The 24,936-nt window shown below is 42.6% G+C and carries 24 protein-coding genes; 17 read left to right on the top strand and 7 right to left on the bottom strand.

The window, feature by feature from the left end; translation table 11 throughout:
* Positions 1-181 precede the first annotated feature (181 nt).
* The 5 genes from U0035_RS01300 to U0035_RS01320 form a co-directional block, all read right to left on the bottom strand.
* Complete coding sequence (locus U0035_RS01300; RefSeq protein ID WP_114792700.1) at positions 182-967, bottom strand: 2-dehydropantoate 2-reductase N-terminal domain-containing protein; 786 nt, start codon at positions 965-967, stop codon at positions 182-184.
* 133 nt (positions 968-1,100) lie between these two features.
* Positions 1,101-1,925 (bottom strand): MBL fold metallo-hydrolase, encoded by an 825-nt coding sequence (locus tag U0035_RS01305; protein ID WP_114792701.1) that lies wholly within the window; start codon positions 1,923-1,925, stop codon positions 1,101-1,103.
* Between the two features lie 257 nt (positions 1,926-2,182).
* Positions 2,183-2,524, bottom strand: a complete 342-nt coding sequence (locus U0035_RS01310) for a hypothetical protein (protein WP_114792702.1) — start codon at positions 2,522-2,524, stop codon at positions 2,183-2,185.
* A 938-nt stretch (positions 2,525-3,462) separates the two neighbouring features.
* Positions 3,463-4,041: a DUF4142 domain-containing protein gene (locus tag U0035_RS01315; protein ID WP_114792704.1), complete on the bottom strand. Its 579-nt coding sequence runs from the start codon at positions 4,039-4,041 to the stop codon at positions 3,463-3,465.
* Between the two features lie 41 nt (positions 4,042-4,082).
* Positions 4,083-4,328, bottom strand: coding sequence for a hypothetical protein (locus tag U0035_RS01320; protein WP_114792705.1), 246 nt, complete (start codon positions 4,326-4,328; stop codon positions 4,083-4,085).
* A 398-nt stretch (positions 4,329-4,726) separates the two neighbouring features.
* On the opposite strand from U0035_RS01320, the gene U0035_RS01325 reads away from it, so the two are divergent.
* From U0035_RS01325 to U0035_RS01355, 7 genes are all read left to right on the top strand, one after another.
* Positions 4,727-5,062: a helix-turn-helix domain-containing protein gene (locus U0035_RS01325; protein WP_162817994.1), complete on the top strand. Its 336-nt coding sequence runs from the start codon at positions 4,727-4,729 to the stop codon at positions 5,060-5,062.
* Between the two features lie 35 nt (positions 5,063-5,097).
* Positions 5,098-5,493 carry a VOC family protein gene (locus U0035_RS01330; RefSeq protein ID WP_114792761.1) on the top strand — a complete coding sequence of 132 codons (396 nt, stop codon included), beginning with the start codon at positions 5,098-5,100 and terminating at the stop codon, positions 5,491-5,493.
* A gap of 230 nt (positions 5,494-5,723) precedes the next feature.
* Positions 5,724-6,602 carry a helix-turn-helix transcriptional regulator gene (locus tag U0035_RS01335; RefSeq protein WP_162817995.1) on the top strand — a complete coding sequence of 293 codons (879 nt, stop codon included), beginning with the start codon at positions 5,724-5,726 and terminating at the stop codon, positions 6,600-6,602.
* A gap of 335 nt (positions 6,603-6,937) precedes the next feature.
* Positions 6,938-7,852 carry a pirin family protein gene (locus tag U0035_RS01340; protein WP_114792708.1) on the top strand — a complete coding sequence of 305 codons (915 nt, stop codon included), beginning with the start codon at positions 6,938-6,940 and terminating at the stop codon, positions 7,850-7,852.
* Positions 7,853-7,877: 25 nt separating this feature from the next.
* A complete protein-coding gene (locus U0035_RS01345; RefSeq protein ID WP_114792709.1) occupies positions 7,878-8,900 on the top strand; it encodes an LLM class flavin-dependent oxidoreductase in 1,023 nt (340 codons plus the stop codon).
* 78 nt (positions 8,901-8,978) lie between these two features.
* The gene (locus U0035_RS01350) at positions 8,979-9,263 is read left to right on the top strand and encodes a GNAT family N-acetyltransferase (protein ID WP_114792710.1); all 285 of its coding nucleotides are present in this window, start codon (positions 8,979-8,981) and stop codon (positions 9,261-9,263) included.
* 534 nt (positions 9,264-9,797) lie between these two features.
* The gene (locus tag U0035_RS01355) at positions 9,798-10,685 is read left to right on the top strand and encodes an alpha/beta fold hydrolase (RefSeq protein WP_114792711.1); all 888 of its coding nucleotides are present in this window, start codon (positions 9,798-9,800) and stop codon (positions 10,683-10,685) included.
* A 224-nt stretch (positions 10,686-10,909) separates the two neighbouring features.
* Here U0035_RS01355 and U0035_RS01360 read toward each other — a convergent pair whose 3' ends face one another.
* A complete protein-coding gene (locus U0035_RS01360) occupies positions 10,910-12,562 on the bottom strand; it encodes an AraC family transcriptional regulator (RefSeq protein ID WP_114792712.1) in 1,653 nt (550 codons plus the stop codon).
* Between the two features lie 415 nt (positions 12,563-12,977).
* Between U0035_RS01360 and U0035_RS01365 the strand changes: the two genes are divergently transcribed.
* The 9 genes from U0035_RS01365 to U0035_RS01400 all read left to right on the top strand — a co-directional run bounded on the left by U0035_RS01365 (position 12,978) and on the right by U0035_RS01400 (position 22,755).
* Positions 12,978-14,585: a DUF6923 family protein gene (locus U0035_RS01365; protein WP_162817996.1), complete on the top strand. Its 1,608-nt coding sequence runs from the start codon at positions 12,978-12,980 to the stop codon at positions 14,583-14,585.
* Between the two features lie 345 nt (positions 14,586-14,930).
* The gene (locus tag U0035_RS01370) at positions 14,931-15,335 is read left to right on the top strand and encodes a response regulator (RefSeq protein ID WP_114792714.1); all 405 of its coding nucleotides are present in this window, start codon (positions 14,931-14,933) and stop codon (positions 15,333-15,335) included.
* 343 nt (positions 15,336-15,678) lie between these two features.
* Positions 15,679-16,047 (top strand): hypothetical protein, encoded by a 369-nt coding sequence (locus tag U0035_RS01375; protein WP_162817997.1) that lies wholly within the window; start codon positions 15,679-15,681, stop codon positions 16,045-16,047.
* Between the two features lie 502 nt (positions 16,048-16,549).
* Positions 16,550-17,947 carry an alkaline phosphatase gene (locus tag U0035_RS01380; RefSeq protein ID WP_114792716.1) on the top strand — a complete coding sequence of 466 codons (1,398 nt, stop codon included), beginning with the start codon at positions 16,550-16,552 and terminating at the stop codon, positions 17,945-17,947.
* A gap of 32 nt (positions 17,948-17,979) precedes the next feature.
* Complete coding sequence (locus U0035_RS01385) at positions 17,980-18,606, top strand: ABC transporter ATP-binding protein (protein WP_114792717.1); 627 nt, start codon at positions 17,980-17,982, stop codon at positions 18,604-18,606.
* On the top strand, positions 18,603-19,862 hold the full coding sequence (locus U0035_RS01390; RefSeq protein ID WP_114792718.1) for an ABC transporter permease: 1,260 nt from the start codon (positions 18,603-18,605) through the stop codon (positions 19,860-19,862). The genes U0035_RS01385 and U0035_RS01390 overlap by 4 nt, the downstream gene beginning before the upstream one ends.
* Positions 19,855-20,415, top strand: a complete 561-nt coding sequence (locus U0035_RS01395) for a hypothetical protein (protein ID WP_114792719.1) — start codon at positions 19,855-19,857, stop codon at positions 20,413-20,415. The genes U0035_RS01390 and U0035_RS01395 overlap by 8 nt, the downstream gene beginning before the upstream one ends.
* Positions 20,416-20,949: 534 nt before the next feature.
* Positions 20,950-21,291, top strand: a complete 342-nt coding sequence (locus U0035_RS22895) for a MerC domain-containing protein (RefSeq protein WP_394365431.1) — start codon at positions 20,950-20,952, stop codon at positions 21,289-21,291.
* Between the two features lie 213 nt (positions 21,292-21,504).
* Complete coding sequence (locus tag U0035_RS01400; protein ID WP_114792721.1) at positions 21,505-22,755, top strand: GTP-binding protein; 1,251 nt, start codon at positions 21,505-21,507, stop codon at positions 22,753-22,755.
* 50 nt (positions 22,756-22,805) lie between these two features.
* On the opposite strand, the gene U0035_RS01405 is transcribed toward U0035_RS01400, so the two are convergent.
* Complete coding sequence (locus U0035_RS01405; RefSeq protein WP_114792722.1) at positions 22,806-23,819, bottom strand: LacI family DNA-binding transcriptional regulator; 1,014 nt, start codon at positions 23,817-23,819, stop codon at positions 22,806-22,808.
* A 236-nt stretch (positions 23,820-24,055) separates the two neighbouring features.
* On the opposite strand from U0035_RS01405, the gene U0035_RS01410 reads away from it, so the two are divergent.
* Complete coding sequence (locus tag U0035_RS01410) at positions 24,056-24,931, top strand: inositol oxygenase family protein (RefSeq protein ID WP_114792723.1); 876 nt, start codon at positions 24,056-24,058, stop codon at positions 24,929-24,931.
* Positions 24,932-24,936: the final 5 nt, after the last annotated feature.

Below are 24,936 nucleotides of genomic sequence, written 5' to 3' on the forward strand. Positions count from 1 at the left end.
AAAACAATAGCTAAATTATTGTAATCATGCATATTGTCACTATTGGGTGAGTTGTATATGGATAGCTTTTTTTTGGCGGATGCTACATGCATCGGTTACGATAATTTATAAGCAGGTAAGACACTATAATTCCAGAAAGCTATTCAGTTTCCAAAAGGATTAGAACCTGAGTTAATCATTTTCATTCTGTCGGGTGATTGGAGATGTGAAAATATCGCGGATCGGGATACACAAACTCGTACCCCATCTCGTCAGTTATTTTTTGAGACAGGACAAGTTTACCGCCCGGCTTTGGCAATGGCAGGACATTGAGTTCTGTTTGCCAATTGATGACAGCTCTCTTCGAGGGGTGTAAGGGAGCTACAAGATTGTAAAGCCCCGAACGCGTAGCATTCACAATGAGCAGCTCAACCACCTTGCAGATATCGAGAAAGTGTATATGATTGACTTCTGTGTCTAAGTCAGCGACTTTATATTTATGAAGTAAACGTTCATCGCCCATTAATCCTCCCAATCTCAGTATATTTACCTGTTTGAATAATTGTTTGATTTCCTTTTCTCCTGTGCAATTTTCAGCCGGCAACCTTTCTTCTGTAACTTCACCGGTTAAGTCTTTATATACCCCGATCGAACTCATTAAAATAAGCGTTCCTTCAAATTTTAATATAAAACCGGATAGGTTCCGTATCCTGGTATTTAACACTTGCTGTTCCGCTCTCTTTGAAAAAATGGGTACTGTAATAATGATATGATCGAGGTGCGATAGCTTCTGCCAGGGACTTTGTTGGGACTCCCTGTTATGTGTTTCAAAGTTGACAATTTCAGGATGAAATCCTTCTGCCCTTAAAAGCTCGACTTTATTTTCGGTAGTCACCGTGGTATGTATCTCGTAATCATTGCTCAGGTGTCTGGCTATCCGGTATCCCAGCCAACCACATCCTATGATGCCCACTTTTCCCTTTAGCATAATCTGTTTTTTGAGTCAATATTACGTATGAAATTGGACGCATTGCGACAATAGTCTTCCGGAGCAGCAAATTATGCCTGGTGTCTCGTAACCTGGCTGATGATCATACGCTAATTTGAAGCAGCACTGGTTCCTAAAACAAAGCTAACTGGCTCCGGGTCTGTGGTACCCTTATGGCAGCTGACTTATTACCGGAAATTGCATAAACAGGTGTTTCCTGGTAACGGGATGCGACTATGATATTAGTACCACCGGCCTGTTCCATAAACAGATCCCGAACGAGATCCGGATGATTATTATCGGCAGAAAGATGAGAAAGAAGCAGGTGGCTCATATACGCTGGTTTACAGGACAGAAAAAGAGCCAGGGCTTCTTTATTGGACAGGTGCCCGCGACCACCGCGGATTCTGTTCTTTAAATGATAAGGATAACGTCCGTTCTGTAACATTACTTCGTCATAGTTGGCTTCCAGAAAGGCGGCATGACATCTTTTAAAGTGTGTACTTAGATTATTACAAACTTTGCCAATATCTGTGAATACCCCAACACAGGTGGCGCTGCTCTCTACAGTAAAACTGTGTGGGTCTGCAGCGTCATGATTTTTTAAGAAAGAATTGATCAACAAACCGCCAATAAGAATAGCGGTGCCTGCTACCAGTGGGCGGACCAGGTTGGGATCCAGCTTTAAACCAGCGTGCTGAAATGTAGTGGAAGAAATGTATACGGGCAGCTGATGTTTTCGGGAAAGTACTTCGAGGCCGCGTATATGGTCGCTATGTTCATGAGAAATAAATATGGCTTTAACTTTTTTCATAGCGAGGCCCAGCCGGTGCATTCTTTTTTCGGTTTCTCTGCAGGACAGGCCGGCATCAATTAATACGGCATCTTCATCGTTACCGATATAATAACAATTACCATTACTGCCGGAGTTGAGAGATGTTAAATAGAGACTGGACACGCTGCAAATTAGTCTTTTTATTGAAACAGGGTAAACTAAAAATGGAAAAAAGCCGCATACCGGCTTACAATGTATTCATAAAACTGATAACTAGTAAAAATCACCTCCAAAAACAAAAACCGCCTTATAGCGGCGGTCTTTGTGAGCACGTCTTACGTCTCAATACTTTTTACCCGGCATAACCTCATATTCCCTTTCACTGTAAAAGTTACGATCTTGTAAGCGCCGCTTCGTTCAGGGAGAGCATATTTTTGAATCTAAATCTCCCTGTTTTCTTCTTTCTTTGGAGAAAACTCTTTGGAAGTGATGAATTCTTCACCAGTAATAGCATACACCGTTGGAGAGATAGAAGTCCAACGGGAATTTAAGATGGCAGTGGAATTGTTTCCTTTAACAACCCGGTTTAAACTGTCTTTAGGCATTTTCCTGTCTTTTTTAGATCTTTTTTTGTCCCTTGGCATTCGGGTCGTATCGTCGGGTATCGGCCTGCCCACTGTGTCGGGTACCGGCCTTCCGGTTGTATCAGTTTGAGCAGAAGCTGATCCTGCCAATAACAGGGTACAGGCCACTAGCGCCATTTGAGTTGCAACTTTTTTCATTGTACAAAATGTTTAGATGTTATTAATAGGACAAGATTGTCCGGTTTAGATCAGGTATTGTAGGTTTGACGTAAAGGATTAATTTGTTTTAATACACGTCCGGCTTCCTCAAATTATAGAAGATAGAAACTTGTTGTAAGATCGCCTGTCGTTGATGATGTTCTTGATCTTAACTGCAATACCTGTGCCCGCCGCTATTCGATTTATAAATAATTGAAAAGTAATAAAGCAGATTTTGAAGGCGCGATATTAATCTATGTAGTGTGCATATAATTACTCTGCTTAGTGGAATTTAATATACGATCCCATGTCATTATCTAAGAAGCAACCAATTGTATACTTGAGGCACTACTGAAAAATATAAGAAGGTAAAATGACCCTTAAAACCTGGTATAAATCAATAAATAGATATGTTGTTAAAGGCTTTTGTTGAAGCTGATGTACTTTCGATTTGTCTTCGAAAGGGTACCATAATGTTAGATTTGACTGAAAATAGCGGTAAGTATCGATAAAAGGAGGCACCTGGTAAATCATCAGTAAAGAACCTTCTAAGTCAAACCTGGATTAGTTACGAAAGCTGCTGTTGCAACTATATTAACTGAGGTGCTGTACCAGGAACGGACAGTTGCGGTTAGCGCAGACTCCATTTTTAGAAATTTGGAAAAGTGATCCCGTGCAAACCGGTTGGAGGCTTTCATCCGCAAAGGTCAGGAAATCGGGGTCATGAATGTAAAAACAAACCAACTCACGGATAGTAATGCTGTCCCCGCGAAAAAATTTGCGGTACAAAAGGCACGGTTAGTACCGCTACTCAGGAAATTACCTTCCTGTAATTAAGCTAGTAAAACAGAATGAAGATTTATACAATCTATTGGTTGTTATAAAAAAGGTAGCTCATTAAAAGCTACCTCTCTCTTCGAAATATTTATCTGTTTAATTTACTTCGAGTTTTCTATAGTTTGTACATGGTCCAAATGAGTTCGTAGTACAGGAAGCGTTTTGTCGATGAACGCCTTCAACTCAGCATCTTTTACATTTTTTTGTCCATCCTCAAAAAGTTCGACAGTTTTTTTGTGGTCTTTTACCATTTGGTCAATATAAGCTTTGTCGAAGTCCTTACCGGTCTTTGCATTAATGTCTGCCGCCTCTTTTTGCATTTCTTCACTCGGTGCTGCAGGCAGTGTAATACCTTTAATGCCCGCAAGCGATTTTAATTCGTCATTGGCTTTTGTATGATCGGCGACCATCATAGCGGCAAATTCTTTGACCTTAGGGTCAGTTGCTTTAGCCTGGGCTGATTGTCCCAGCTGTACTTCAGCTAATCCCCCGTTAGCCGCTTCTACTGCAAATTTACTGTCGGCTTCGGCAACGGCAGGTTGAGTGCCCGAAGTAGAAGCGTCTTCTATTCTGGCCTCATTAGTGCTATCAGCCTGTTCTTTGGGATCTGAGTTGCCTGCGTTGCCGCAGCTTGCCAAAATAAATGCCAGCGCAACAGCGGGTATTGTTAAACGTTTCATAGAATGTTATGGGTTTTAAAATGAATAAATACAACTAATTACTATCTTAAAGAATATACCTCCGACCTGTCATGCACGAGTAGTTCCAATCTTTTTTCTCTCGCTTTCCGCTTTGCCTCAGTGACTGTTTCACAGTTGCCAGTCAGGTATTCTTCCAATTGGTCTGAGAGAATCAAACGGATATGCCCTTCTGTACGATCAATTTTGAAAATAAGAGACCTGTCTGTGGCTATTTCTATAGAGCCATGGCGGCGCCAGTTTAACGGAGATATATGGTCATTTTTCATAAGACGTGATTTTGTAACGATTCATTGATACTTACAGAGACGCCGGTTTAGTTTTCTGTCTCAGCAATTCCAAAAACATGCCATACTGGTGGTAAAAAAGATGAGATAAGCCAGTGTGCTCAGTGCCAGAGCTATTATATCGTATAACGCTGCGTGGAGTCGTTCATATAATTTTCTTCTTAACCCGTTGATGTGGCAATAATTTCCAATATGTAGAACCGAATACACATTGCGGCTTAAACTGCCTCCAAAATTCCATATTAATTGTTTGCTGATTAGAATTTGCCAATGTACCTTTAAGTTCAGTAATCGAATAATAATCCGCCTGAATACATATGACCTATTATTCCAAGGAGATAAGCAGAATAAAAAAAATATGCTACCATAACAAAGCCCAGGTGAACGCAATTGTAAATGTTAAACAATATATTGACAGCAATATGAGCCACGAGTTGAATCTGGATTTACTGTCGCAACACCAGTTCATATCAAAATTTCACCTGCTTCGCCTTTTTAAAAGATATTATGGTCTGTCGCCCAGACAGTACCTGCTTAACAAGCGGTTCAGTTATGCCAAAAAGTTATTGTTTGATGGTATAGCTATTTCCGAAGCGTGCTATGCTGCAGGCTTTACAAGCCCGGCTTCTTTCAGTACCCTTTTTAAAAATACGTTTGGTTATACTCCTGGTGAATTTCAAAAAAGAGCAATATTTACAAAGTCCTCACGTTGCTGAATCCCGAGCTTTATGGCACATTTAAATTCAACAGCATGAAAATAAAGATTATCAGTATTCCCGTAAAAAGCCAGGAAAATGCGCTGAAGTTTTATACCGAAAAGCTAGGGTTCATAAAAAAAGTCGATGTACCACTAAGTGAGAATAATCGTTGGCTAACAGTGGTGAGTAAAGAAGAACCGGATGGCACGGAAATATTGTTGGAACCTTCACCACTTCATTTTGAACCTGCAAAACAGTATCAAAAAGCACTTTTCGAGGCCGGGATACCTTACACACAGTTTGATGTAGAAAGTGTGCAGAAGGAGTATGAAAGACTCAAAAGCCTGGGGGTTGATTTTAGCGTGAAACCCACTGATATGGGTACCGTTATGATCGCCGTCTTTAATGATACCTGCGGTAACAATATTCAGATAGTAGAAATGCTGTAATGGGTTTGCCAGGAACGCTTCGAAAAACAGTAAATCCGTACAACCGTTTCTTAATCCATTACGCATATCATTATATATCATAGTTTGTGGCGCATGCAAAGCCCGATGATTTAGCAATACCGGCGAAGCACGCGCTAGTATAGGTTGCAGCGTTCAGAGCTTAGTCCTCGCTATCCCGGGCTGGCTGAGGTTTACTCCTATTTACCTATTTTTGAATGCAAACATTGAATATGACCTTACCTGTACTTTCTATCCGTTTAATCGACGCGTATTCCGGTAGAGGAAAGTTGGATAACCAATTTCATGTTACCAGAACAGATGAATTGCCTTTTCCAATACATGATGTACCGGTTAAAGGTGATCATTTTGTAATTGTACTTTCTTTGACGGGAGAAACCAGGGTAAAGTACAATCTAAAGGAATATATACTGAGGCCACACGATATGTTTATACTGTCTCCCGCAGTAACACATCAGTTTGAGGCCACAGACAGCGGGCTCCTGCTAGGCGCTGGTTTTACTAAAGATTTTTTTTCAGAAGCGCTGATCCATCAAAAGCAGGTAAACTTATTCGATTTTCTTTCACCTGATATGGATCCTCATTACCGTCTCAGTGCTGAGGAAGCCGAAAACATGCACCGGCTGATGCTAATGTTGCGAAATTACTATTACAATAAAGAGCATGCCTTCCGGAAAGAAGTTTTATTTCATAGTTTCAACCTGTTTATGCTTGAAGCAGCCGCAATCATCAGGAAATACCGGCTTGAAAACGATGGTCACTCCACCCGAAAGGGAGAACTGCTTACTTCTTTTCTGCAATTGTTGTCCGTGCATTACAAAGACCAAAGAAGCGTTCAGTTCTATGCCGACAAGATTTTTGTCAGTGCAAAACATTTGACCAGAATGATAAAACAGCTGACCGGCAAAACAGTTTCGCAGCTGATTGACGAAATGGTTCTTGCTGATGCCAAAATACTTTTGGACCTGCCGGATCTAACCGTTGCTAACATCGCCGGTCAGCTCAATTTCAGCAACCAGTTTATATTTTCGAAATTTTTCAGGAGAAATACCGGGATGTCCCCCTCACAGTTTCGGTCTAAAGTGAAGTAGGCGGTTGCCTGCTTTGAGTAGCTTTGCAAAAGGTGCCAGGCTATAATGTTCAATATGCTCCGAAGGTTTACCGGTTAAGTTAACAGGAGCAGGGCCTGATGCCGAATTGCTGTTACCCGGTACTTTAGCCCTATAGTACCAATAACCTCTAAGAATGAAATGAAAAGCGTAAATTGGACATATTTATGCCTCTTTTAGCCATAGATTTTTGCGGTTAATTGTTAAATTTTGGCGCCAGAAATTCAGAGATGGTTGAACGGGAGATATAAGGGTCTATACTCTGTCCGTTCGGATATCAGATTCATATAAGACAAAAAACTACAGGAGATCTCACAATGCTTGATATCGTTATACAGGCCCGCGAAGCTAATATAGTTCCGGGATTTGCTGTCCGGCGTATACTGCCTTACCAATTAAGAAGAATGGTTGGCCCGTTCATCTTCATGGATCATGCCGGACCCGTTAATATCAGTTCGAAAGAGGTCCCCGATCTTGACGTTTTACCGCATCCGCATATTGGACTTTCAACGGTAAGCTATCTGTTAAGTGGTAATGTTACTCATCGGGATGGTCTCGGTATTGAACAGGTTATAAAGCCGGGTGAAGTGAACTGGATGACTGCCGGTAAAGGCATATCCCATAGTGAGCGCTTTGAAGATCCGGCTATGCTGGCCGATGGGGCGCTCGAGCTAATGCAAACATGGGTGGCGCTACCCGAAAGGGATGAGGAAGCCAACCCCTCTTTCATGAATTATAAGGCGGAAGAATTACCCGTGTTTACAGAGAAGGGTATATGGATGCGTCTGATTGCGGGCGAAGCTTACGGGCTGAGCAGCAAAGTACAAACCTCTTCTCCATTATTTTATGTTCATGTGGTACTTGACAAAAACACGCGTTTTGGACTACCAGTGGGACATTCTGAAAGGGGTGTTTATGTAGTAAAGGGGAAGGTAGAGGTAAACGGTGTTAGCTATGCCAGGGGGCAGCTGCTGGTTTTTTCAGTGGGCGTTGATCCTGTTATTACTGCCAAAGAAGCTTCAACTTTAATGATGTTAGGTGGAGAGCATCTGGGCAAACGTCATATCTGGTGGAACTTTGTATCGAGCCGCAAAGAGCGTATTGAGCAGGCGAAGGAAGATTGGAAACAGGGGCGCATCATACTGCCTCCCAATGACAATCATGAATTTATACCGCTACCGGAAGATCAATACAGGCCGGGAACTGAGCCGCCACCCAATACATTATCATAAATAAAAGAATAAATATATAATACCCATGGAAATAGGAATAGACAGTTTTGCCTCTGCAATGTATGGAAATGATGAGTTGAACGCGGCAGATGCTATGGAGCAGTTGCTGGACCGCATTGTAGCCGCGGATGAAGCAGGGCTTGGTTTTTTCGGCATTGGGGAGCATCATAAAAAAGAATTCCTCGATTCTGCACCGGATGTGATTCTTGCAGCAGCAGCAGCCCGTACCAAACAGATCCGCCTGGGCAGCGCGGTCAAGGTCTTGAGTACCGATGATCCGGTAAGAGTTTATCAGGGCTTTGCTACACTTGATTTAATCTCTAAGGGCAGGGCGGAGCTGGTTGTAGGCCGCGGCTCCTCGGTTGAAGCTTATCCGCTTTTCGGCTTTGATCTGAAAGATTATGATGCGCTCTTTACCGAAAAGCTGCATTTGTTACTCCAGGTGCGCGATCATGAATTTACGACCTGGTCGGGTAAGTACCGGCCGCCGATACCCAACCGTCCTGTTTACCCCAGGGCTTTACAGGAGAAATTGCCGGTATGGCTGGGTGTGGGAGGCACGCCGGAATCTTTTATAAGGGCCGGTTCTTTAGGCCTGCCGTTAATGGTAGCGGTTATCGGAGGAGAGACGGAGCGTTTTCGCCCGCTTGTCGACTTGTACCGGGAAGCAGGACATAAAGCGGGCTTCCATCCCGGGCAATTGAAGGTCGGTTTACATTCGCCTGGCTATGTGGCCGGTTCACGAGAGCAGGCCATAGCCGATTATTTTCCGGGCTATGCTGAATTATGGACCCGATTAGGCAAGGAGCGGGGCTGGCCGCCGGTTACACGGTCGCAATTCAATTATTTGACAGCACCGAAGGGATCCCTTGTGGTAGGTGGGCCAGAAGAAGTAGCCGAAAAGATTTTGCGGCATAGTAAAGCTCTCGGAGGTATCGACCGGTTTGCATTCCAGATGGATAACGCCGGCCTTTCGCATCAGCAATTGCTACAATCTATTGAATTGATTGGCAAGAAGGTTATCCCTCTTATTCAACAAGCACTGTAGTGAATTGTATCAGGCATTCGGCATTTGATATTTCAGGATTGTTTATTCACATGAATTAAAATATGGGGAATTAATGTTATGGAAGTTATTGTAAAAGAGTTGGACGGTAAAGGATATGCTATGGCGAGGGAAAATGGAAAAAGGGCAGGGATGATGACCTACTCCATCGCCGGGGAGGCCTTGATCATAGTTGATCATACCGAGGTAGAACCCGACTTCAATGGCAAAGGGGTTGGTCAGCAAATGTTGTATAAAATTGTTGATATGGCAAGGGAAAAGCAGATAAAAATAATTCCGCTTTGTCCGTTTGCCGCAGCCATGTTTAAACGGACTGATAATATCAAAGACGTTTTAAAAGGGTAATTGTGAATAATGATGGAAATACTAAAGAAGATACCAGAAGCGATTGTAGCATCATTTAGCAACCGCGGTTCTGCACGCTTCGGTATCTGTTAAAAAACATTTCCGCAAGTGTACAAGAGTGATCGCTCCCTTACGCCACTCCGGGTTAATGCATCTGTTGAAGAATTAAGGCCCCGGATTGCAACCTGTCCCTTGGTAGCATTGTTGTCTAAGCTTTCCTAAACGTTTTTTTACATTGCCAGTTAGTTCAGGAAATCAGCCAGGTTAGAAAATGCTGAAGTTGACCTCAGTTGTAGGCATACGCTGCTCTAATGCAAATCAATATACTTCCGGTTTAATAACCCTAATGTTTATCTCAAAGAGCGCAACGTTTTTGCAGAGCTTCGATGGTACCGGTAATATTATATCTCCCTGACTATATAGAAAATAATACAAAGATCATAACGCTTATCTTTATGCCAATACCGACTTGGGGAACGGGAGATAAGCGATTATTTTTTATAAAGAATAAATTGAGTTTTGCAAAAAAAATAAATGAAAATCAGATTTATATGCAATAGAGAAAAACCTGTCGCCTGGCCGTTGACTACAGTTCTTTTGCTGGCGGTACTTTTATTATCAACAGGATTTTGCAGCTGTAAATCTTTAAAACTGCGGAAGAGCGATGAGTATCATATTTCCGCTAATTTAAAACTAGGCTACCCAACCCAGATCAAATATTTCCTGGTAGGTAAACAAAAGATACGGTGCTTAACTACCGGTAACCCGGATGGAAAAAATCTGCTGCTGGTTCATGGATCTCCCTCTTCCTTATCTTCCTGGATGCCGCTGTATGCTGATTCTGCATTTATGAACGCCTTTAAAATGATCGCGGTTGACAGGCCGGGCTATGGCTATTCCGATTTTGGAAAGGTGGAAACCAGTATTGCCAAGCAGGCTGAACTGGTAGAGGCCGTCATGGATTCATTGAAGCTATCGGCTACAATATTGTTAGGTAATTCTTATGGCGGACCCATAGCCGCGCAAATTGCCATGCGGCGACCCAAAAAAATAACGCATCTGGTACTACTCTCTGCATCAGTAAAGCCTACAGCCGAAAAGACTTACGGCATCAGTCACTTAATGATAGCGCCTGTTGTAAAGTATCTGTTCCCTGCCATTTTCAGGATGTCTTCTGAAGAGAAATTTTCGCACGCCGCAGAGCTGGCCTTGCTTAAAAACTGGGACTCGATCGGGTCACCCACATCGATCATTCATGGAGACCAGGATCGCCTGGTATATTTTTCCAATGCCGAGTTTTTAAAAGAAAAGATACCCCATTCCAAACTATATGTAATGGAGGGTAAAGGACATGCGCTGATGTTTACGGATCCGGTATATCTAAAGCAGATATTGTGGAACGTATTGAATATAAATGACTGATTTTAAAACATGAAGCTTACCGTACATAAAAATTTTTGTAAAATATGTAAATGCTTTTAGATCACTTGATTAATAAAATTAAATAAACTTATTGTTAATATAAATAGACTTCTTATTGGCTATTAAATAACCACAAAATGGCACCAGCATTCCCGCTGATATGCCGGCAAAAACCTATTGATTGCTATAAAGGTTTAATGATCGGTTAAAGTCTTTAGAATAAATTACATATTGTTAACATTTGCAGCTTTTTCACCTTCCAGATACTGAATAAATGTTGAGGGAGACAAGCCAGTGTAAGTTTTGAAAATATTAGTAAACTTACTATGAGAAGAAAAGCCGGCTTTTTCAGCAAGGATGCTGATCTTGTACTTTCTCCATTCGGGATCTTCTTTCAGGCTTTTTATGATATAGTTAATACGCAGATCGTTGATATAGCGGGTGAAGTCTTTTTGTTTATACTGCCTGAGTATATAAGAGAGATACTTAGAATTGGTATTCAGATGCGTTGAAAGAAAAGATAAGGAAATACTGGCAGCGGTAAAGAGATGTTGTTCTTCAAACAAATTCAGGCCTGCCAGTATTCTTTGCTGGGTTTCTTCCGGCATAACCTGTTGATTTGCCTGTTTCCTGGCCAGTGGCTTTGCTACCTCGTTCTGCAGATCATTTGTAGCATCGTCAGCTGCAACAGTTGTTAGCTCCGGCTGCAAAAGGGGGGGGATAAAATCGGGCACTGATGAGCCCGCGCCCCCGGTTTTTCCTTCTCTTTCAAAGTCGGCCATGAACTGGCTGAATCTTCTTTTTTGACGTCTTCGGTAAAAGTAAAAATAACTCGTGCCTGCGATAATGAAGATCGCTCCTAGGGCAATCGGAATGTTCCTGGCTTTGATAATGCGCTGAGACTCCAGGTTTTTGTTTTCCATTTTGATAAGGGCGCTGTCCAGGAACTTGGCACGGCTCGAACTGATTTCATCTCTTACCGAATCCTGCTGTTGCCTTACCTTCTCGTAACCTGACAGATCTTTTACCTTTAAATAATATTGTTGTGAGGTTTTGTAAATCTCATTTTTTAAAGGCAAATGCCGGGAGTCTCCGGCAACTTTCCCGGCGCTGTCCAGGTACGGTTTTGCCCTGGAAAGGTTTTCCTTTTGGATATATACTGCTGCAATACCATTATAGCAAAGGCCCTTGGTAATATTATCCGGCATATTGCTCATTAAGTTCAGGCTTTTTTGATAATGATGCAGCGCCCGTTTATAATCTGCCAGGTGAAAATAATTAAGGCCTAATAACTGTTCATTATCGGCAGTAAGGTACTCCTTATTCTGAGAGATATGGTCAAAGTTCTTTTGCGATTCCCTGATATATTGCAGGGATGCGTGATAGTCCTTCACCGCAATAGCATTATAGGCCAGCTCCTGGTAAATGAGGCCCATCGTACTTTTTACCATTTCGGGGTTATTGATTCTGGGAACCATGGCAAGTGCGCGATCACAGTATATTTTGGATTTGCCATAGAGCTGCAGCATCCTGTATTGCGTGGCCAGGAACCCGCTGATCCGAACCATCCAGTTATAGTCGGATGTCTTGCCGATGATTTTATAGGCCTCTTCCGCCAGTTCAGCAGCTTTGGTCAGGCTTTGCTGCTGCTGGTACAATGATGCGGAAAGCATCAGGCTTTTTGTTTTAAATAACGGTGTCGTTGAAACAGCAAAAAGCGAATCTGCCATTTGTAACGCCAGCTGCATGTCTTTTGGAGAGATCTCCAGGTACACTTTCGTATATAATTTGTTATAGGCATCAGGATCCTGGGCTGCTGCTTTAATTGAAAAAATACTGCAAACAGTGAGAAGCAGAAGGTAGAAAAATTTTTTCATAAGATGAGTGAAGTGGCAACGCTATTGTTGCCAAAGAACATGTTTAGATCGTAAATGTAGAACTTTGTTGGGGTTAAGTATTGTCAAATATTTAAAAGTCAATTAGTTGTCTGTTCGTTTTCCGGAATTTGACAAACGGGAAGAAGTGAAACTTCCATTTATCATATAAATGTAGTCACCCTACATTCTAACCCCGGCATATTTATTTTTTTAAATTAATATTTATACTATCTGTTTTCCTGAATACAGCCACACAACTATTTTTTTCGCAGGTAACCGGTTTATACTTTCGCCTCCGCCAATCAGAGTGGCTGTAACCTGATATAGCGTATCCCCCATGTCATAGAATAAGGTCCCAGTTAAGTCTGTAAACAACAGGAATTTAAATAAATTCTAAACAATAAATACCTCTCAAATGCGAATTAAAATTCTGGCACTGATGACGTTATTATGCGGAATTCAGTCCCAAGCACAGAACCCGACACCTGTAAATTGCCTGGACGGACTGGCTTATATACTAACCAATGGAGAAGGTGGCCCCAGCCTGTATTCGATGGCCCTTTCAGCTACATCTCCAACTTTGGTTGGATCCCTTGGCACAACCGCCTTTAATGCTATCGGTTATAATGCGTCCGATAATTTCATGTACGCCATCAACCAGGCTGGCGAAGTATACCGGATCGGCGCCAATAGTTCCCGTACTGCTATCCCTGTATCTGATCCTAATAGCCTGTTAGGTCCGGGTTATACGGCCGGCGATATTTCGGCTAACGGTGTATATTATATTTATAGCAATACCTTACAGCGATTTGTATCCATCGACCTTGCTTCGAGCACTCCCGTTGCCAATCTGGTCAATTATACTATTGCTGCGGGACAAACATTAACAGGAACTATCGACGACTTCGTTTTCCATCCATCCGATGGTAATATTTACGGGGTAACCAGTACCCGACAGTTGTTCACCTTTAATGTTACCACGAACCTGCTTACGATCAAAGGCAATGTAAGCGGTACACTGACTGCTACCGGAACCAAAGGCACCACTTTTATGGATGCTGCCGGTAATATGTACGTTGGTCAAAACAGTAACGGCACCTTATATCGCATAGGGAACCCGGCTGTCGGCAGCTCCTGGACATCTACCTCTTTTTCTACTGCACTTGCCAGCCTTGATGGTCAACCCTTTGATGGCGCCCGTTGCGCCAGCGTAGTACCGCCGGCAGCGAATAACGACGAAAGAGAGCTGACCGAATTTGCTCCGGTAACACTGGATGTTATCAACAGCAGCACCCCGGGTATGGGTAAAGACGGGCAGGGAACCTATCCACTCGATGTTACTTCAGTTGTTCTTTACCCATCAGAAAACGGGGCCGCCGCAGGATCAAACACTATAGAGCTTACCGGCAAAGGCACATTTACTCTCAACCCATCTACCGGTATTGTAACATTTACGCCGCTGTCAGGATTTACCGGTGAAGCGGTTATCTGGTACACTGTTGAGGATACCAATGGTAACATATCCAACCGGGCATTTGTCAGAACTTTTGTAGCTGACGGAACAGTGTTGCCCGTTCGCTTCGATGCTTTTTCGGCCCTCTTAACACAGGGACATTTACAGGTAAATTGGACCACCCTGTCTGAAACGGAAAACAGTCACTTTGATATCGAAGTGTCAGCAGATGGCGACCATTTTAAGTCAATCGGTACTTTGAAAAGCCAGGCCCAAAATGGCAACTCAGATGCTGCATTACAATATCAGTTTACGCTAGATTCCAATCAAACAGCTGCATTGTTAGGTGTATCCCTTTCACTGTCCATTCTCGCATTTGCCACTGGCAGAAGCCGGAAGAGAAAATGGGTATTATCCGCTCTTACAGCCATTATGCTCATAGGCTATGCATCCTGTTCAAAGCAAGACACCACGGTTACCGGCGATCAAGCCTTATTCGTGCGCATCAAACAAGTAGATAAAGATGGAAAATATACTTATAGCAAGGTAATCCGCGCGGCGATAAAGTAGCCGGCCGTTTGCCAACCCTAAAGCCGTTTCAAGAAATTGAGACGGCTTTTTCGGGGTGCTATACAGTTCATTTCCTGTTTTAAAATATCAGCCACGAGTATAGTAAGTTTATAATGGCACTGTTGCTTGCCGGCACTATACAATTGTCATCTTTTTGCACAAAAAAACTCAAAAGCTCAATACTTTTTGTCTTTTGAATACCATAGTTATATAATTTAAGTAATAGAAAATATTTACAGAGCAAAGCAACTAGTAATTGACAAAAGTGAGCATGATCAGTGGCAGGAAATAAACTGACAGCCATCATTTTCAGTTAACTGAGAAATCCAGAGCCTTCTAAATTGAATGAGCGCCAAAAAATTGATCCTTATCGTAGACGATGATTACGTTTACAAGCTGGTTACTTCGCGGATGATACATCTTTGCTGTACCGAAGCTAAAATTATATGCGCGACAAACGGGCTGGAAGCCCTGGAAATTATTGAGTCCCCACTACACAATAATTCTGTTCAAATGCCGGATATCATTCTGCTGGATATAGAAATGCCCGGGATGAACGGGTGGGAATTTTTACACGCCCTTTCATCTTTTTCGCAGCGACGTGTGGAAAAGCCCGATATATACATAGTTAGTTCATCTATCGATGAGGTAGATGAAGAAAGAATGCGAATTTATCCGGCGGTAAAAGAATTGCTCGTTAAACCATTTTCAGCGGCTAAACTGGGATGGATCTTAAATCAAAAAACTTGATGGATCCCGCATCCATACCAGTCTTTACTATAAGACCGAATGCCTGGTAAAGTATTGATCCGGTACTTTATCTGATGGTGCTTATACTTCGTAAACAGGCTTGCAGGCTATGTTAATAATTTTATGCAGATACACACTACTATCACCGGATCTATTTTAAGGTAGGCTCGTTAGGATAAAGCTACTACCTATTATTGTTGTTAGCTGACGCTATAGCAGTTTTTGCAAAATTATAATAAATCAGCTGCATCAGGCTACAAAACCGGTAATGCCGAATTAAATAATTGTTGCCCGCCCTAAAAGGCCAATCTGATTTTTGGTTTATAAAATAAAAAATGCAACTTTGTGGCAAATTTTGAAAAAGCCTGTTTTGTATAATAATGTATGGATAAAAAAAGCAACGGGAATATTGTTCCTGGTGGTGCTGCTTTTTTCATACAGTGTACAGGCCTTGCACCATCATAGTGAAGCATCCCGAAATAATACCACAGGTTATAAGATCTCGTTTGTTAAAGGAGACAGCAATCGACATTGCGACATTTGTGATCAAATCGAGCATCAGCCAACTTTTGACCTGGCCTTTAATGCTTCATTAATATGCTCTCTGAGTCCCGGAGACTCCGTTCATGGCGGACGCTACCGTATCGGGTTTAATACATCCATCTTACAGGGATTCTCCAATAAAGGGCCACCCTTTACCCTGACTTCATAGAGAGTGCTCATAGAAGCGGTCACTCCGGTATTTTAGCGAGGCTAACTAAGGCGGAGAGCTGTTTAGGTTTTTTTTGAAGACTGCTTCCAACCCAGTGGTTATATAATTGTGGTGGCCATTATAGAAAGTAGTTTGAAATGTATGGCTATGCAAGCGGCTTTCAGTCTTTCGAGCCTTCCTGGCAGATGCGGCAAGGCTCCTGATTCCAGTTGTTGATCCAGCCCAATCATTCACATCAAATATAAGCCGTAGATGGGCGTTAGTGTACTGAAGCGTGCAGCGAGCGATAATATGTAAGGATTTCCTAACGGAGCACAAGTCCTTACAAATACCACACAGGGTAACTTCCCTGTATACAATTTAGAATTCGATCAGACCGGCAAAACCATGTTTTATCAGTTGCATTTAGACATGTAGTGGTTTTCATTTAACAATGTTATTGATTCATCTGCTCAACAAATTATACAGACGGACAATAAAATTCTAATTCAGAAAATATAAAATGAAAAGAAAAGATTTCTTTAAGACTTCATCCCTCGCGTTTTTAGGAACAGCGTTAACTCCGTCAATTTCCGCCAACTCCCGTACCGGAAAAAGGAGCTTTCAAACCGCGAAAAATATCATATTTCTTGTAAGTGATGGTATGAGTAACGGTACCCTTTCTATGGCCGACCTGTTGATGCAGCGCCAATACGGGAAAAGAAGTACCTGGTTAACTTTATACGACGAGCATTTGGTATCCCGCGCATTGATGGACACAGCGTCAGCCAATTCCTTTGTAACTGATTCAGCGGCCGCCAGCAGTTCATGGGGTGGTGGCATAAGAGTCAATAATGGCGCATTGAATGTGAATGCGGATGGGTCGGAAAATAAGCCCATTCTACAGAAATTTAAAGACGCCGGAAAATCGGTGGGTTGTGTTACAACCGTGCCGATAACCCATGCAACACCTGCCGGTTTTTGTGTTACCAGTAAAAAAAGAGATGACCAGTCCGAAATCGCCTTAAAATATTTATCGCTTCGTTTTGATGTTATGATGGGAGGCGGGTTGGAATACTTTAGTAAGGAAAAAAGAAGCGATAGACAGGATGTATTCAAGCTTTTTAAGGATAGCGGTTTCGCAGTAGTGCGTGACAAAAAAGCAATGCTTGAATTGGATCATAACAAACCGGTATTGGGCGTTTTTCACGAAGCAGGCCTTCCCTTTGCTTTGGATGCAGCCCATCAGCCGGAGAAGAGCAATCTGCCTACCCTGGCTGAAATGACCGGGAAAGCCATTTCAATCTTAAGCAGGAATCAGAAGGGTTTTGTTCTGCAGGTGGAAGGAGGAAAAGTAGATTGGGCGGCCCATGCCAACGACTGTGGCGCCCTGCTTTACGATCAGCTTGCTTTTGACGAAGCAGTAAAAGTGGCGTTCGATTTTGCGCAAAAGGATAAAGAAACCCTGGTGGTTATTACTACCGATCATGGCAATGCCAATCCCGGATTATTCTATGGCAGTAAAGCAAATAGCAATTTTGATACTATTATAAAACACAGGTTTACCAATGAATGGATTTTGAATGGAGTTAATAGTCAGACTTCGGCTACTTTGTTAAGGGACCGGGTGATGGAGGCTCAGGGATGGATTTTGACAGATGAAGAAGCCAGAGAACTATTGGCTTACTACGTCCATCTATCCGACGAGGGACTATACAATCCCCGCCATCTCCCGTTTAAACGGTTTGCCCAACTCCAGGAAAAGCACACATCGGTGGGATGGGGCTCAATGGATCATTCGGGAGATTATGTAGAGCTGGCCATGTACGGTCCCGGCCGCGAACTATTGCAACCCTTTATTAAAAATTACGAATTGCATCAGCTGATGCTTGACGCGACAGCAATAAAACACTATAGCTAAATTAATATTCTGCATCCTTCAATCTGATTGAAATGATATTTACAAAAAATCTGTATTTCTCTTATAATGATATAAAATTTGATTTTCCGGATATCCATGTTTCTAACGGAAACGCTCTATTGATCACCGGGCCTTCGGGTAAAGGCAAAACAACTTTATTGCACCTGCTTGGCGGGTTATTGAAAGCTGATTCCGGACTGGTAGGTGTCCGGGGAACCGATATAACTGCTTTAAAAGGAAAGCATCTTGATCAGTTCAGAAGGAACAATATAGGCATCATTTTTCAGCAGGCGCATTATATAGCTTCCGTTTCAGTTGTTGATAATTTACTGCTGGCTTCCAACATTGCAGGCAAAAAACAACAAAGAGAACGGGCTATGCAGTTGCTCAACTTGCTGGGAATAGCAGAAAAAGCAAAGAAAAAGCCAGGGGTGCTTAGCCTGGGCCAGCAACAGCGGCTTTCCATTGCAAGGGCTTTAATGAATTACCCGAATTTTCTGTTGGCAGATGAGCCCACTTCAAGTCTGGATGATAACAATTGCCTGAAGGTAACCGAACTGCTACTGGCTGAATCGAGGCATAGTAATGCAGCCCTTATCGTGGTTTCTCATGATCAGCGCCTGCAATCCTTATTCAATCAAAAAATAGTACTTCAATGATCAGGCTGGCTTTTAAGAATCTAATACATAACGGGCTGAGTTCAGCTTTAAGCTGGATCTCTTTGTCTTTAAGCGTTTGTATTGTATCGATACTGATGGTAGTACAAAACAATTATGAAAAACATTTTTTAAGAAGCATAGACGGCATTGATATGGTGCTGGGCGCAAAAGGCAGCCCGCTTCAGTTAATATTGTCTTCGGTTTTTCATATGGATGCCCCAACCGGCAATATTTCTTTTGAGGAAGCTCAAAAATGGATGAATCATCCGTATGTGAAGCAGGCAATTCCATTAGCTTACGGCGATTCATATAAGGGCAGGGCCATCGTGGGCTCAGATCCGTCGCTGCTACGACACTATGGAGGCCGCATAACCGGAGGACGCATATTTGCCCAGGATTTTGAAGTGGTGATAGGGAGTAACACAGCGCAAAAGCTACTGCTACAGCCGGGGCAACAATTTTATGGTGCTCATGGCCGGGACGAACATGGTGAGGAACATAAGGAGCACCCTTACACGGTTACAGGTGTGCTGGCTCCAACCGGAACTGTTTTAGATGATATAATTGTTAGCAATATTGAAAGCGTATGGAAAATACATGAACCCCATAGCCATGATCATCAGGTGCAGGCTACTCCCGGACAACGGTTGCCGGGATCCAGCCCTGGTGCGCATCAGCACGGTGAAGTGGACAGATCAGGTGGGGCAAAAAAAGAACTGACTGCTGTTTTAATCCGCTTTAAAAATCCAATGGGAATAGTACAGCTACCCAGGATGATTAACACGCAAAGCAGCTTGATGCCGGCTATCCCGGCCATTGAGATCAACCGTATGTTTTCTACCCTGGGTATTGGAATTGATATACTGACTTATATTGGAGCAGGTATTATGCTGTTGTCGGCTTTCAGCATCTTTGTGTCACTCTACAATTCGTTAGCAGCAAGAAAATACGAGACGGCTTTACTTCGTGCAACCGGTACCTCCAGATGGAAGATTATTTTATTGTTTTTAAGTGAAGGGCTCCTGCTGGGTTTAGGAGGGGTTATTGCCGGCATATTTCTTAGCCGGTGTCTTTTGCTTTTTATAACAGGTTATTTCTCTACAGCTTATCACATGAATATCGCGGTTGCAGGGGGGCTGCTCAACCGGGAGTTGTATTTGATGGCGGGAGCGATGCTCATTACCCTTTTTGCTGCAATGATACCTGCATTAAAAGCCGGTTTTCTTAATCTTTCAAAAGCTCTGGCTCATGGATAAAATTAACAGGCCAATCATCTGGACGGCAGTAATCCTTTTGTTGATGACTACTGATTTTTCTTCCATGTGCAGGCATGAAGTAAAAGGTGCAAATGCCTTTACTTATCATATTGGTGGGGCGCCACCCGGTCGTAATGATCCAGCTCCCGGGTGGGACCGGTCACAAAACACAGCTGGTAAAATAAGCTGGAAACAACTTGCTGATGTAAGTTATGTCTTAAAATATAATAAGCAGTTTGACGGAGATATTATGCATCCGGTATTTGGCGCTGCTGTAAAAAAACTGGCCGGTAAAGAGTGGATGATAGAAGGGTATATGATTCCGCTGGATATAAAAAGCGGGCTGTATGCAGTGTCCGGCAATCCTTATGCCGCATGCTTCTTTTGCGGCGCAGCAGGAGTAGAGTCTGTTGTATCCTTAAAATTTAAGAATATGCCAAGACGTTACCAGACCGATGAGTATTGTTTAATGAAAGGGGTTTTGGCGCTCAATGATGACAATGTAAATGATTTTATATACCTGTTTAAAAATGCTGAAGAGGTTAGAAAATAGTGCCGCTGACGCGTTGTGAAATGGATGTGGTCAGAAATAACCTCTTTACCCGGGCTGAACAACCTGCATGTTACACCTGCCGTAAAATGATGCTGGAACTTTTATTAATGTTGATGTGGCCTTGTCGCATTACGATATTGAGCATCGATACAACCCAGATTTAAGCGCATAACCATATACTGTACTTTGCAGACATTTGTGAAGAAAGGTATTCTTTAAATCATTCCGCCCTGAATAGCTGTACGCTTACACACTTAAGTCAGTTTGCAATAAAGAACGGCGGCAGCATATTTATTGCTGTGTACCAATTTGCCGGAAAATCACCTTTGTCCGTTACAGACAGTCATGGAGTAAAGAATCACCGGACAGTTCTGCCGCGCGAAATGAACCCCTGATAGGAGGGGAGTGTAGTAGCTGTGTTAACAAGAGGAAGGATAGAGAAAAATAATTATTGCAACAATGATGCAATAATTAAAAATCCTCTATATTTGCAACATTGTTGCATAAAATAAAGTTTGTATTATGAAATCAAGGATGTTTGACCTGTTAGGTATTTCTGCGGCTGTATTATGTTTGATACACTGCTTGCTGTTTCCTGTATTAATGCTGATTCCTTTTGGGTTTGCTCATGACGCTTATATCGATTTGGGTTTTTTGTTAATTGGTACCGCTGTTGTTTATAATGTTACCCGCAATATATCTTCCAAAAGCTTAAAAATCGCCTTTTGGCTGGCTATCGGGTTAATTTCAATTTCGGTTCTGTTGCATCTGCTTTTTCACATTCATAGCCCTCTTATTTATGTCGGGGCAGTGGTGTTGATAACCGCTCACCTCATCAATTTTAAAAATCATAGGCACGGCCCTTCCCGGTCCTGAAAAGGAGGTCCTGCTAACGGATCTTATACCAGGATAACAAAGCCATTGCTCCTGCTAATATATGCTTAAGGCAGAACAGGAATACCGGTGAGACGCCTGGACTTATCATGCACTAACGCCAGTCCCGCTAAAATTTGGTCTCGTAATTCATCCGCCACAGTTAATCCTGTCGCGATGATCATACCCGGCTATAACTAAATATTCATATACTTTATGACACAAAACCGTAAATCCATTTCTCAGCAGCTCAATAAATCTCTTTTAAAAAAGCTTCCAGTAACCGTGTTGAGCGGTTTCCTGGGCGCCGGTAAAACTTCTCTTCTTAATCATATTCTACACAATAAGGCAGGGTTAAAGGTAGCGGTGATTGTAAATGATATGAGCGAGGTGAATATTGATGCCCGCCTGGTAGAGCGCGAAAATACTTTATCCAGGACAGAAGAAAAACTGGTAGAAATGAGTAATGGCTGCATCTGTTGTATGCTTAGAGAGGACCTCATGGTAGAAGTTGGAAACCTGGCCAAAGAAGGAAGATTTGATTACCTGCTAATTGAAAGCAGCGGGATCAGTGAGCCGGTACCGGTTGCGCAGACTTTTTCTTATATCGATGAAACCAACGGTATCGATCTATCGCGTTTCAGTTATATTGATACGATGGTAACAGTGGTTGATTGTTTTAATTTTTTGAGAGATTTCAGCAGCACAGCATCCTTAAAAGACAGGCACCTTACTGATATGGAAGGCGACGACAGGTCTATCGTCAACCTGTTAACCGATCAGATTGAATTTGCCAACGTCATTATTTTAAATAAGATTGATCTAATTGATAAAGACACAATAGGCGTATTGACTGCTGCAATAAGCAAACTCAATCCTGGTGCCAGAATTATTCCAACCTCATTTTGTAAAACAGACCCCGCCAAAATTTTGAACACAGGTCTTTTTAATTTCGAAGATGCAGAAAAAGCTGCTGGCTGGCAAAAGGAGTTACAGGCTGAAAGTCACACAGCAGAAACCGAAGCGTACGGCATTAGTTCCTTTGTGTTCAGGGATCAGCGCCCTTTTCATCCTGAACGGCTCTGGGCCTATTTAAAGGATCGGTACCCACAAGGAGTGATCAGGGCCAAAGGGCTTTTCTGGCTTGCTTCCCGGCCGGATGACGCCCTGAATTTCTCACAGGCAGGCGCCGTGTCAAATGTGGAAAACGCTGGTGTTTGGTGGTGCAGCATGACATTTCAGGAACGGATACGTTATGCGGCTTATGTTGATAACAAAGATATAATTGAAGGACGCTGGAGCCGGCAGTGGGGCGACCGTATGAATGAGTTGGTGTTTATCGGACAGGATCTGGACAAAGAAAGCATGATCCTGGATTTGGAACAATGTCTTTTACAGGACGATGAACAATATTTATTTGATATGCGATTCCGGTTCAGAGATCCATTCCCCTTAAAATTTCATTAAATGCCGTGTCTGCAGTATGTGCGTGCGTAGGTTTCCAAAGATGTCTACAATTATTGAGTAGATTTTCGAATATTAAGTGCAGAAGGAAGAACAGCTTTGTAATCGTTGGTAATGCTATGTTTCTTCTTTTCAATCATGGTGATCAGCGTTTCTGCGCTGTGTTTACCGATATCGAATGCGGGTTGCGATATGGTGGTCAGCGATGGGTTAAGCAGGGGCGCTGTCTCCAGCGTTGAAAAGGCCAGTACTTTAATACGGTCGGGGATAGGAATATTTTGGTCCGCACATACCAGGAGCGTTTGTATCGCCAGTTTTTCTACAGATGCTACGATGCCATCAATTGCCGGGAACTTTTCAAGGATGGAGGCAATCTGGTCGTAGATGTTTTTGTCGTTGCTGCAATTAATGATAAAAGGGTAAGTGGCAATTTCATTTCGAATCTTGTTGATCTCATTTGCAAAGCCCGAGAACCGGTTTTGGCAGATAGCCAGGGCATCAGAAGTAGATAGAAAAACCGGGAAACGACAGCCTTTGTCTAACAGGTGCTTTGCTGCCAGTTCTCCACATTCATAATCATTAGTAACTACTTTAGGAGCCGCATAACCCTCCAGCTCCCGGTCAAAAAATACGACCGGTATATTTTTACTTCTTAAGCTAGAAATATGGGCGGTGTCCCTGGTTTCGCTTGATACAGAAATGAGTACACCATCTACGCGGCCATTATTGCAATGGTTGATGGCCTTTTTTTCCAGTTCGAAACTTTCATGAGAAAGATAGAACAGCACATGATAACCTTTTGCCAATGCTACCTCCTGTATACCATTAATAGCAAGAGAAAAAAAACTGTCTGCTACTTCCGGAAGAACTACGGCTATAGTTTTACTCTGTTGTTTACGCAGGCTGCTGGCATATGGATTAGGGCTATAGTTTAACTCATTGGCCAGACTGACAATCTTCTTTTTGGTGGCATCACTGATCTCGTAACTATCTTTAAGTGCTTTTGAAACGGTTGCAATAGAAAGGCCGAGCCGCTGCGCCAATTCTCTTATTGTAATATTACCCATGAGCCACCGTCTTTTTGGTCTTTTTTCTGAAATCCATTACAATTTTACGAAAACGGTTTCGTAAATAAAGATTTTCGAAATAATAAAAATTACAGTTAAAACATTGACTTTTGAATTGAACTTCGAAAACGATTTGCATAAACAACATACAAGGTCACTTTAGTGCTGTACAACCAGCAGGAAAAGACCAGCAAAGCGTTTCCTTCTGCCATTAATAAAACAACAAATTGCCAGTTATGAATAATGAAAAGTTTGAGGCAGTACCTCTGGGTAATCTCGATGAATGGGAAGATGATCTTTTAAGACGCTATCCCGATCCGGACGCAATCGCCACTGCAAAGGCTACAGATGAATACAGGAATTATGAAACGCCTGCACGCGATACGGTAAAAGAGTTTTACCGGCTCAATCATAAACACCAGACTTTTGACTTTGTTCTGCAAAAACGAAATGAATTTCTTCAGTTCAACAAGCGGGAAATGACTGTATGGGAAGCCTTTGACTTCCTGAATCAGCTGGTTGACGACTCCGACCCGGATACCGACCTGGACCAGATGCAGCACCTGCTGCAGACTTCTGAAGCAATTCGCCGCGATGGACACCCCGACTGGATGGTATTGGTTGGATTAATGCACGACATGGGTAAAGTGCTGTGTCTTTTTGGTGAACCACAGTGGGCAGTGGTAGGAGATACGTTCCCGGTAGGATGCGCCTTTTCCGATAAAGTTATTTTTCCCGAGTTCTTCTCCCAGAACCCCGATAATACCAACACTGCATATAACAGCAAATTTGGAGTATATGAGCCTAATTGCGGTCTTAGAAATATTAATATGTCCTGGGGACACGATGAGTATGTGTACCAGATGCTGAAAGATTATCTCCCTGAAGAAGGCCTGTACATGCTGCGTTATCACTCCTTTTATGCCTGGCATCGCGAAGGTGGGTACGATCATTTGCTGGATGATCATGACAGGAAAATGTTAAAATGGGTACAGCTTTTTAATCCTTATGATCTCTATTCCAAGAACCCTGAGCCACCGGACTGGACGAAACTAAGGCCTTATTATGAAGACCTGGTATCGAAATATCTGCCATCCACTTTAAAATTCTAGTAGCA

Source organism: Niabella yanshanensis, from assembly GCF_034424215.1.
Lineage (GTDB): Bacteria > Bacteroidota > Bacteroidia > Chitinophagales > Chitinophagaceae > Niabella > Niabella yanshanensis.

What these genes read in the sequence shown, in the direction of transcription:
- U0035_RS01300 (WP_114792700.1), bottom strand. Translation starts at nt 967, where the DNA reads ATGCTAAAGGGAAAAGTGGGCATCATAGGATGTGGTTGGCTGGGATAC.
- U0035_RS01310 (WP_114792702.1), bottom strand. Translation starts at nt 2,524, where the DNA reads ATGAAAAAAGTTGCAACTCAAATGGCGCTAGTGGCCTGTACCCTGTTA.
- U0035_RS01315 (WP_114792704.1), bottom strand. Translation starts at nt 4,041, where the DNA reads ATGAAACGTTTAACAATACCCGCTGTTGCGCTGGCATTTATTTTGGCA.
- U0035_RS01320 (WP_114792705.1), bottom strand. Translation starts at nt 4,328, where the DNA reads ATGAAAAATGACCATATATCTCCGTTAAACTGGCGCCGCCATGGCTCT.
- U0035_RS01330 (WP_114792761.1), top strand. Translation starts at nt 5,098, where the DNA reads ATGAAAATAAAGATTATCAGTATTCCCGTAAAAAGCCAGGAAAATGCG.
- U0035_RS01335 (WP_162817995.1), top strand. Translation starts at nt 5,724, where the DNA reads ATGACCTTACCTGTACTTTCTATCCGTTTAATCGACGCGTATTCCGGT.
- U0035_RS01340 (WP_114792708.1), top strand. Translation starts at nt 6,938, where the DNA reads ATGCTTGATATCGTTATACAGGCCCGCGAAGCTAATATAGTTCCGGGA.
- U0035_RS01345 (WP_114792709.1), top strand. Translation starts at nt 7,878, where the DNA reads ATGGAAATAGGAATAGACAGTTTTGCCTCTGCAATGTATGGAAATGAT.
- U0035_RS01350 (WP_114792710.1), top strand. Translation starts at nt 8,979, where the DNA reads ATGGAAGTTATTGTAAAAGAGTTGGACGGTAAAGGATATGCTATGGCG.
- U0035_RS01355 (WP_114792711.1), top strand. Translation starts at nt 9,798, where the DNA reads ATGAAAATCAGATTTATATGCAATAGAGAAAAACCTGTCGCCTGGCCG.
- U0035_RS01360 (WP_114792712.1), bottom strand. Translation starts at nt 12,562, where the DNA reads ATGAAAAAATTTTTCTACCTTCTGCTTCTCACTGTTTGCAGTATTTTT.
- U0035_RS01365 (WP_162817996.1), top strand. Translation starts at nt 12,978, where the DNA reads ATGCGAATTAAAATTCTGGCACTGATGACGTTATTATGCGGAATTCAG.
- U0035_RS01370 (WP_114792714.1), top strand. Translation starts at nt 14,931, where the DNA reads ATGAGCGCCAAAAAATTGATCCTTATCGTAGACGATGATTACGTTTAC.
- U0035_RS01380 (WP_114792716.1), top strand. Translation starts at nt 16,550, where the DNA reads ATGAAAAGAAAAGATTTCTTTAAGACTTCATCCCTCGCGTTTTTAGGA.
- U0035_RS01385 (WP_114792717.1), top strand. Translation starts at nt 17,980, where the DNA reads ATGATATTTACAAAAAATCTGTATTTCTCTTATAATGATATAAAATTT.
- U0035_RS01390 (WP_114792718.1), top strand. Translation starts at nt 18,603, where the DNA reads ATGATCAGGCTGGCTTTTAAGAATCTAATACATAACGGGCTGAGTTCA.
- U0035_RS01395 (WP_114792719.1), top strand. Translation starts at nt 19,855, where the DNA reads ATGGATAAAATTAACAGGCCAATCATCTGGACGGCAGTAATCCTTTTG.
- U0035_RS22895 (WP_394365431.1), top strand. Translation starts at nt 20,950, where the DNA reads ATGTTTGACCTGTTAGGTATTTCTGCGGCTGTATTATGTTTGATACAC.
- U0035_RS01400 (WP_114792721.1), top strand. Translation starts at nt 21,505, where the DNA reads ATGACACAAAACCGTAAATCCATTTCTCAGCAGCTCAATAAATCTCTT.
- U0035_RS01405 (WP_114792722.1), bottom strand. Translation starts at nt 23,819, where the DNA reads ATGGGTAATATTACAATAAGAGAATTGGCGCAGCGGCTCGGCCTTTCT.
- U0035_RS01410 (WP_114792723.1), top strand. Translation starts at nt 24,056, where the DNA reads ATGAATAATGAAAAGTTTGAGGCAGTACCTCTGGGTAATCTCGATGAA.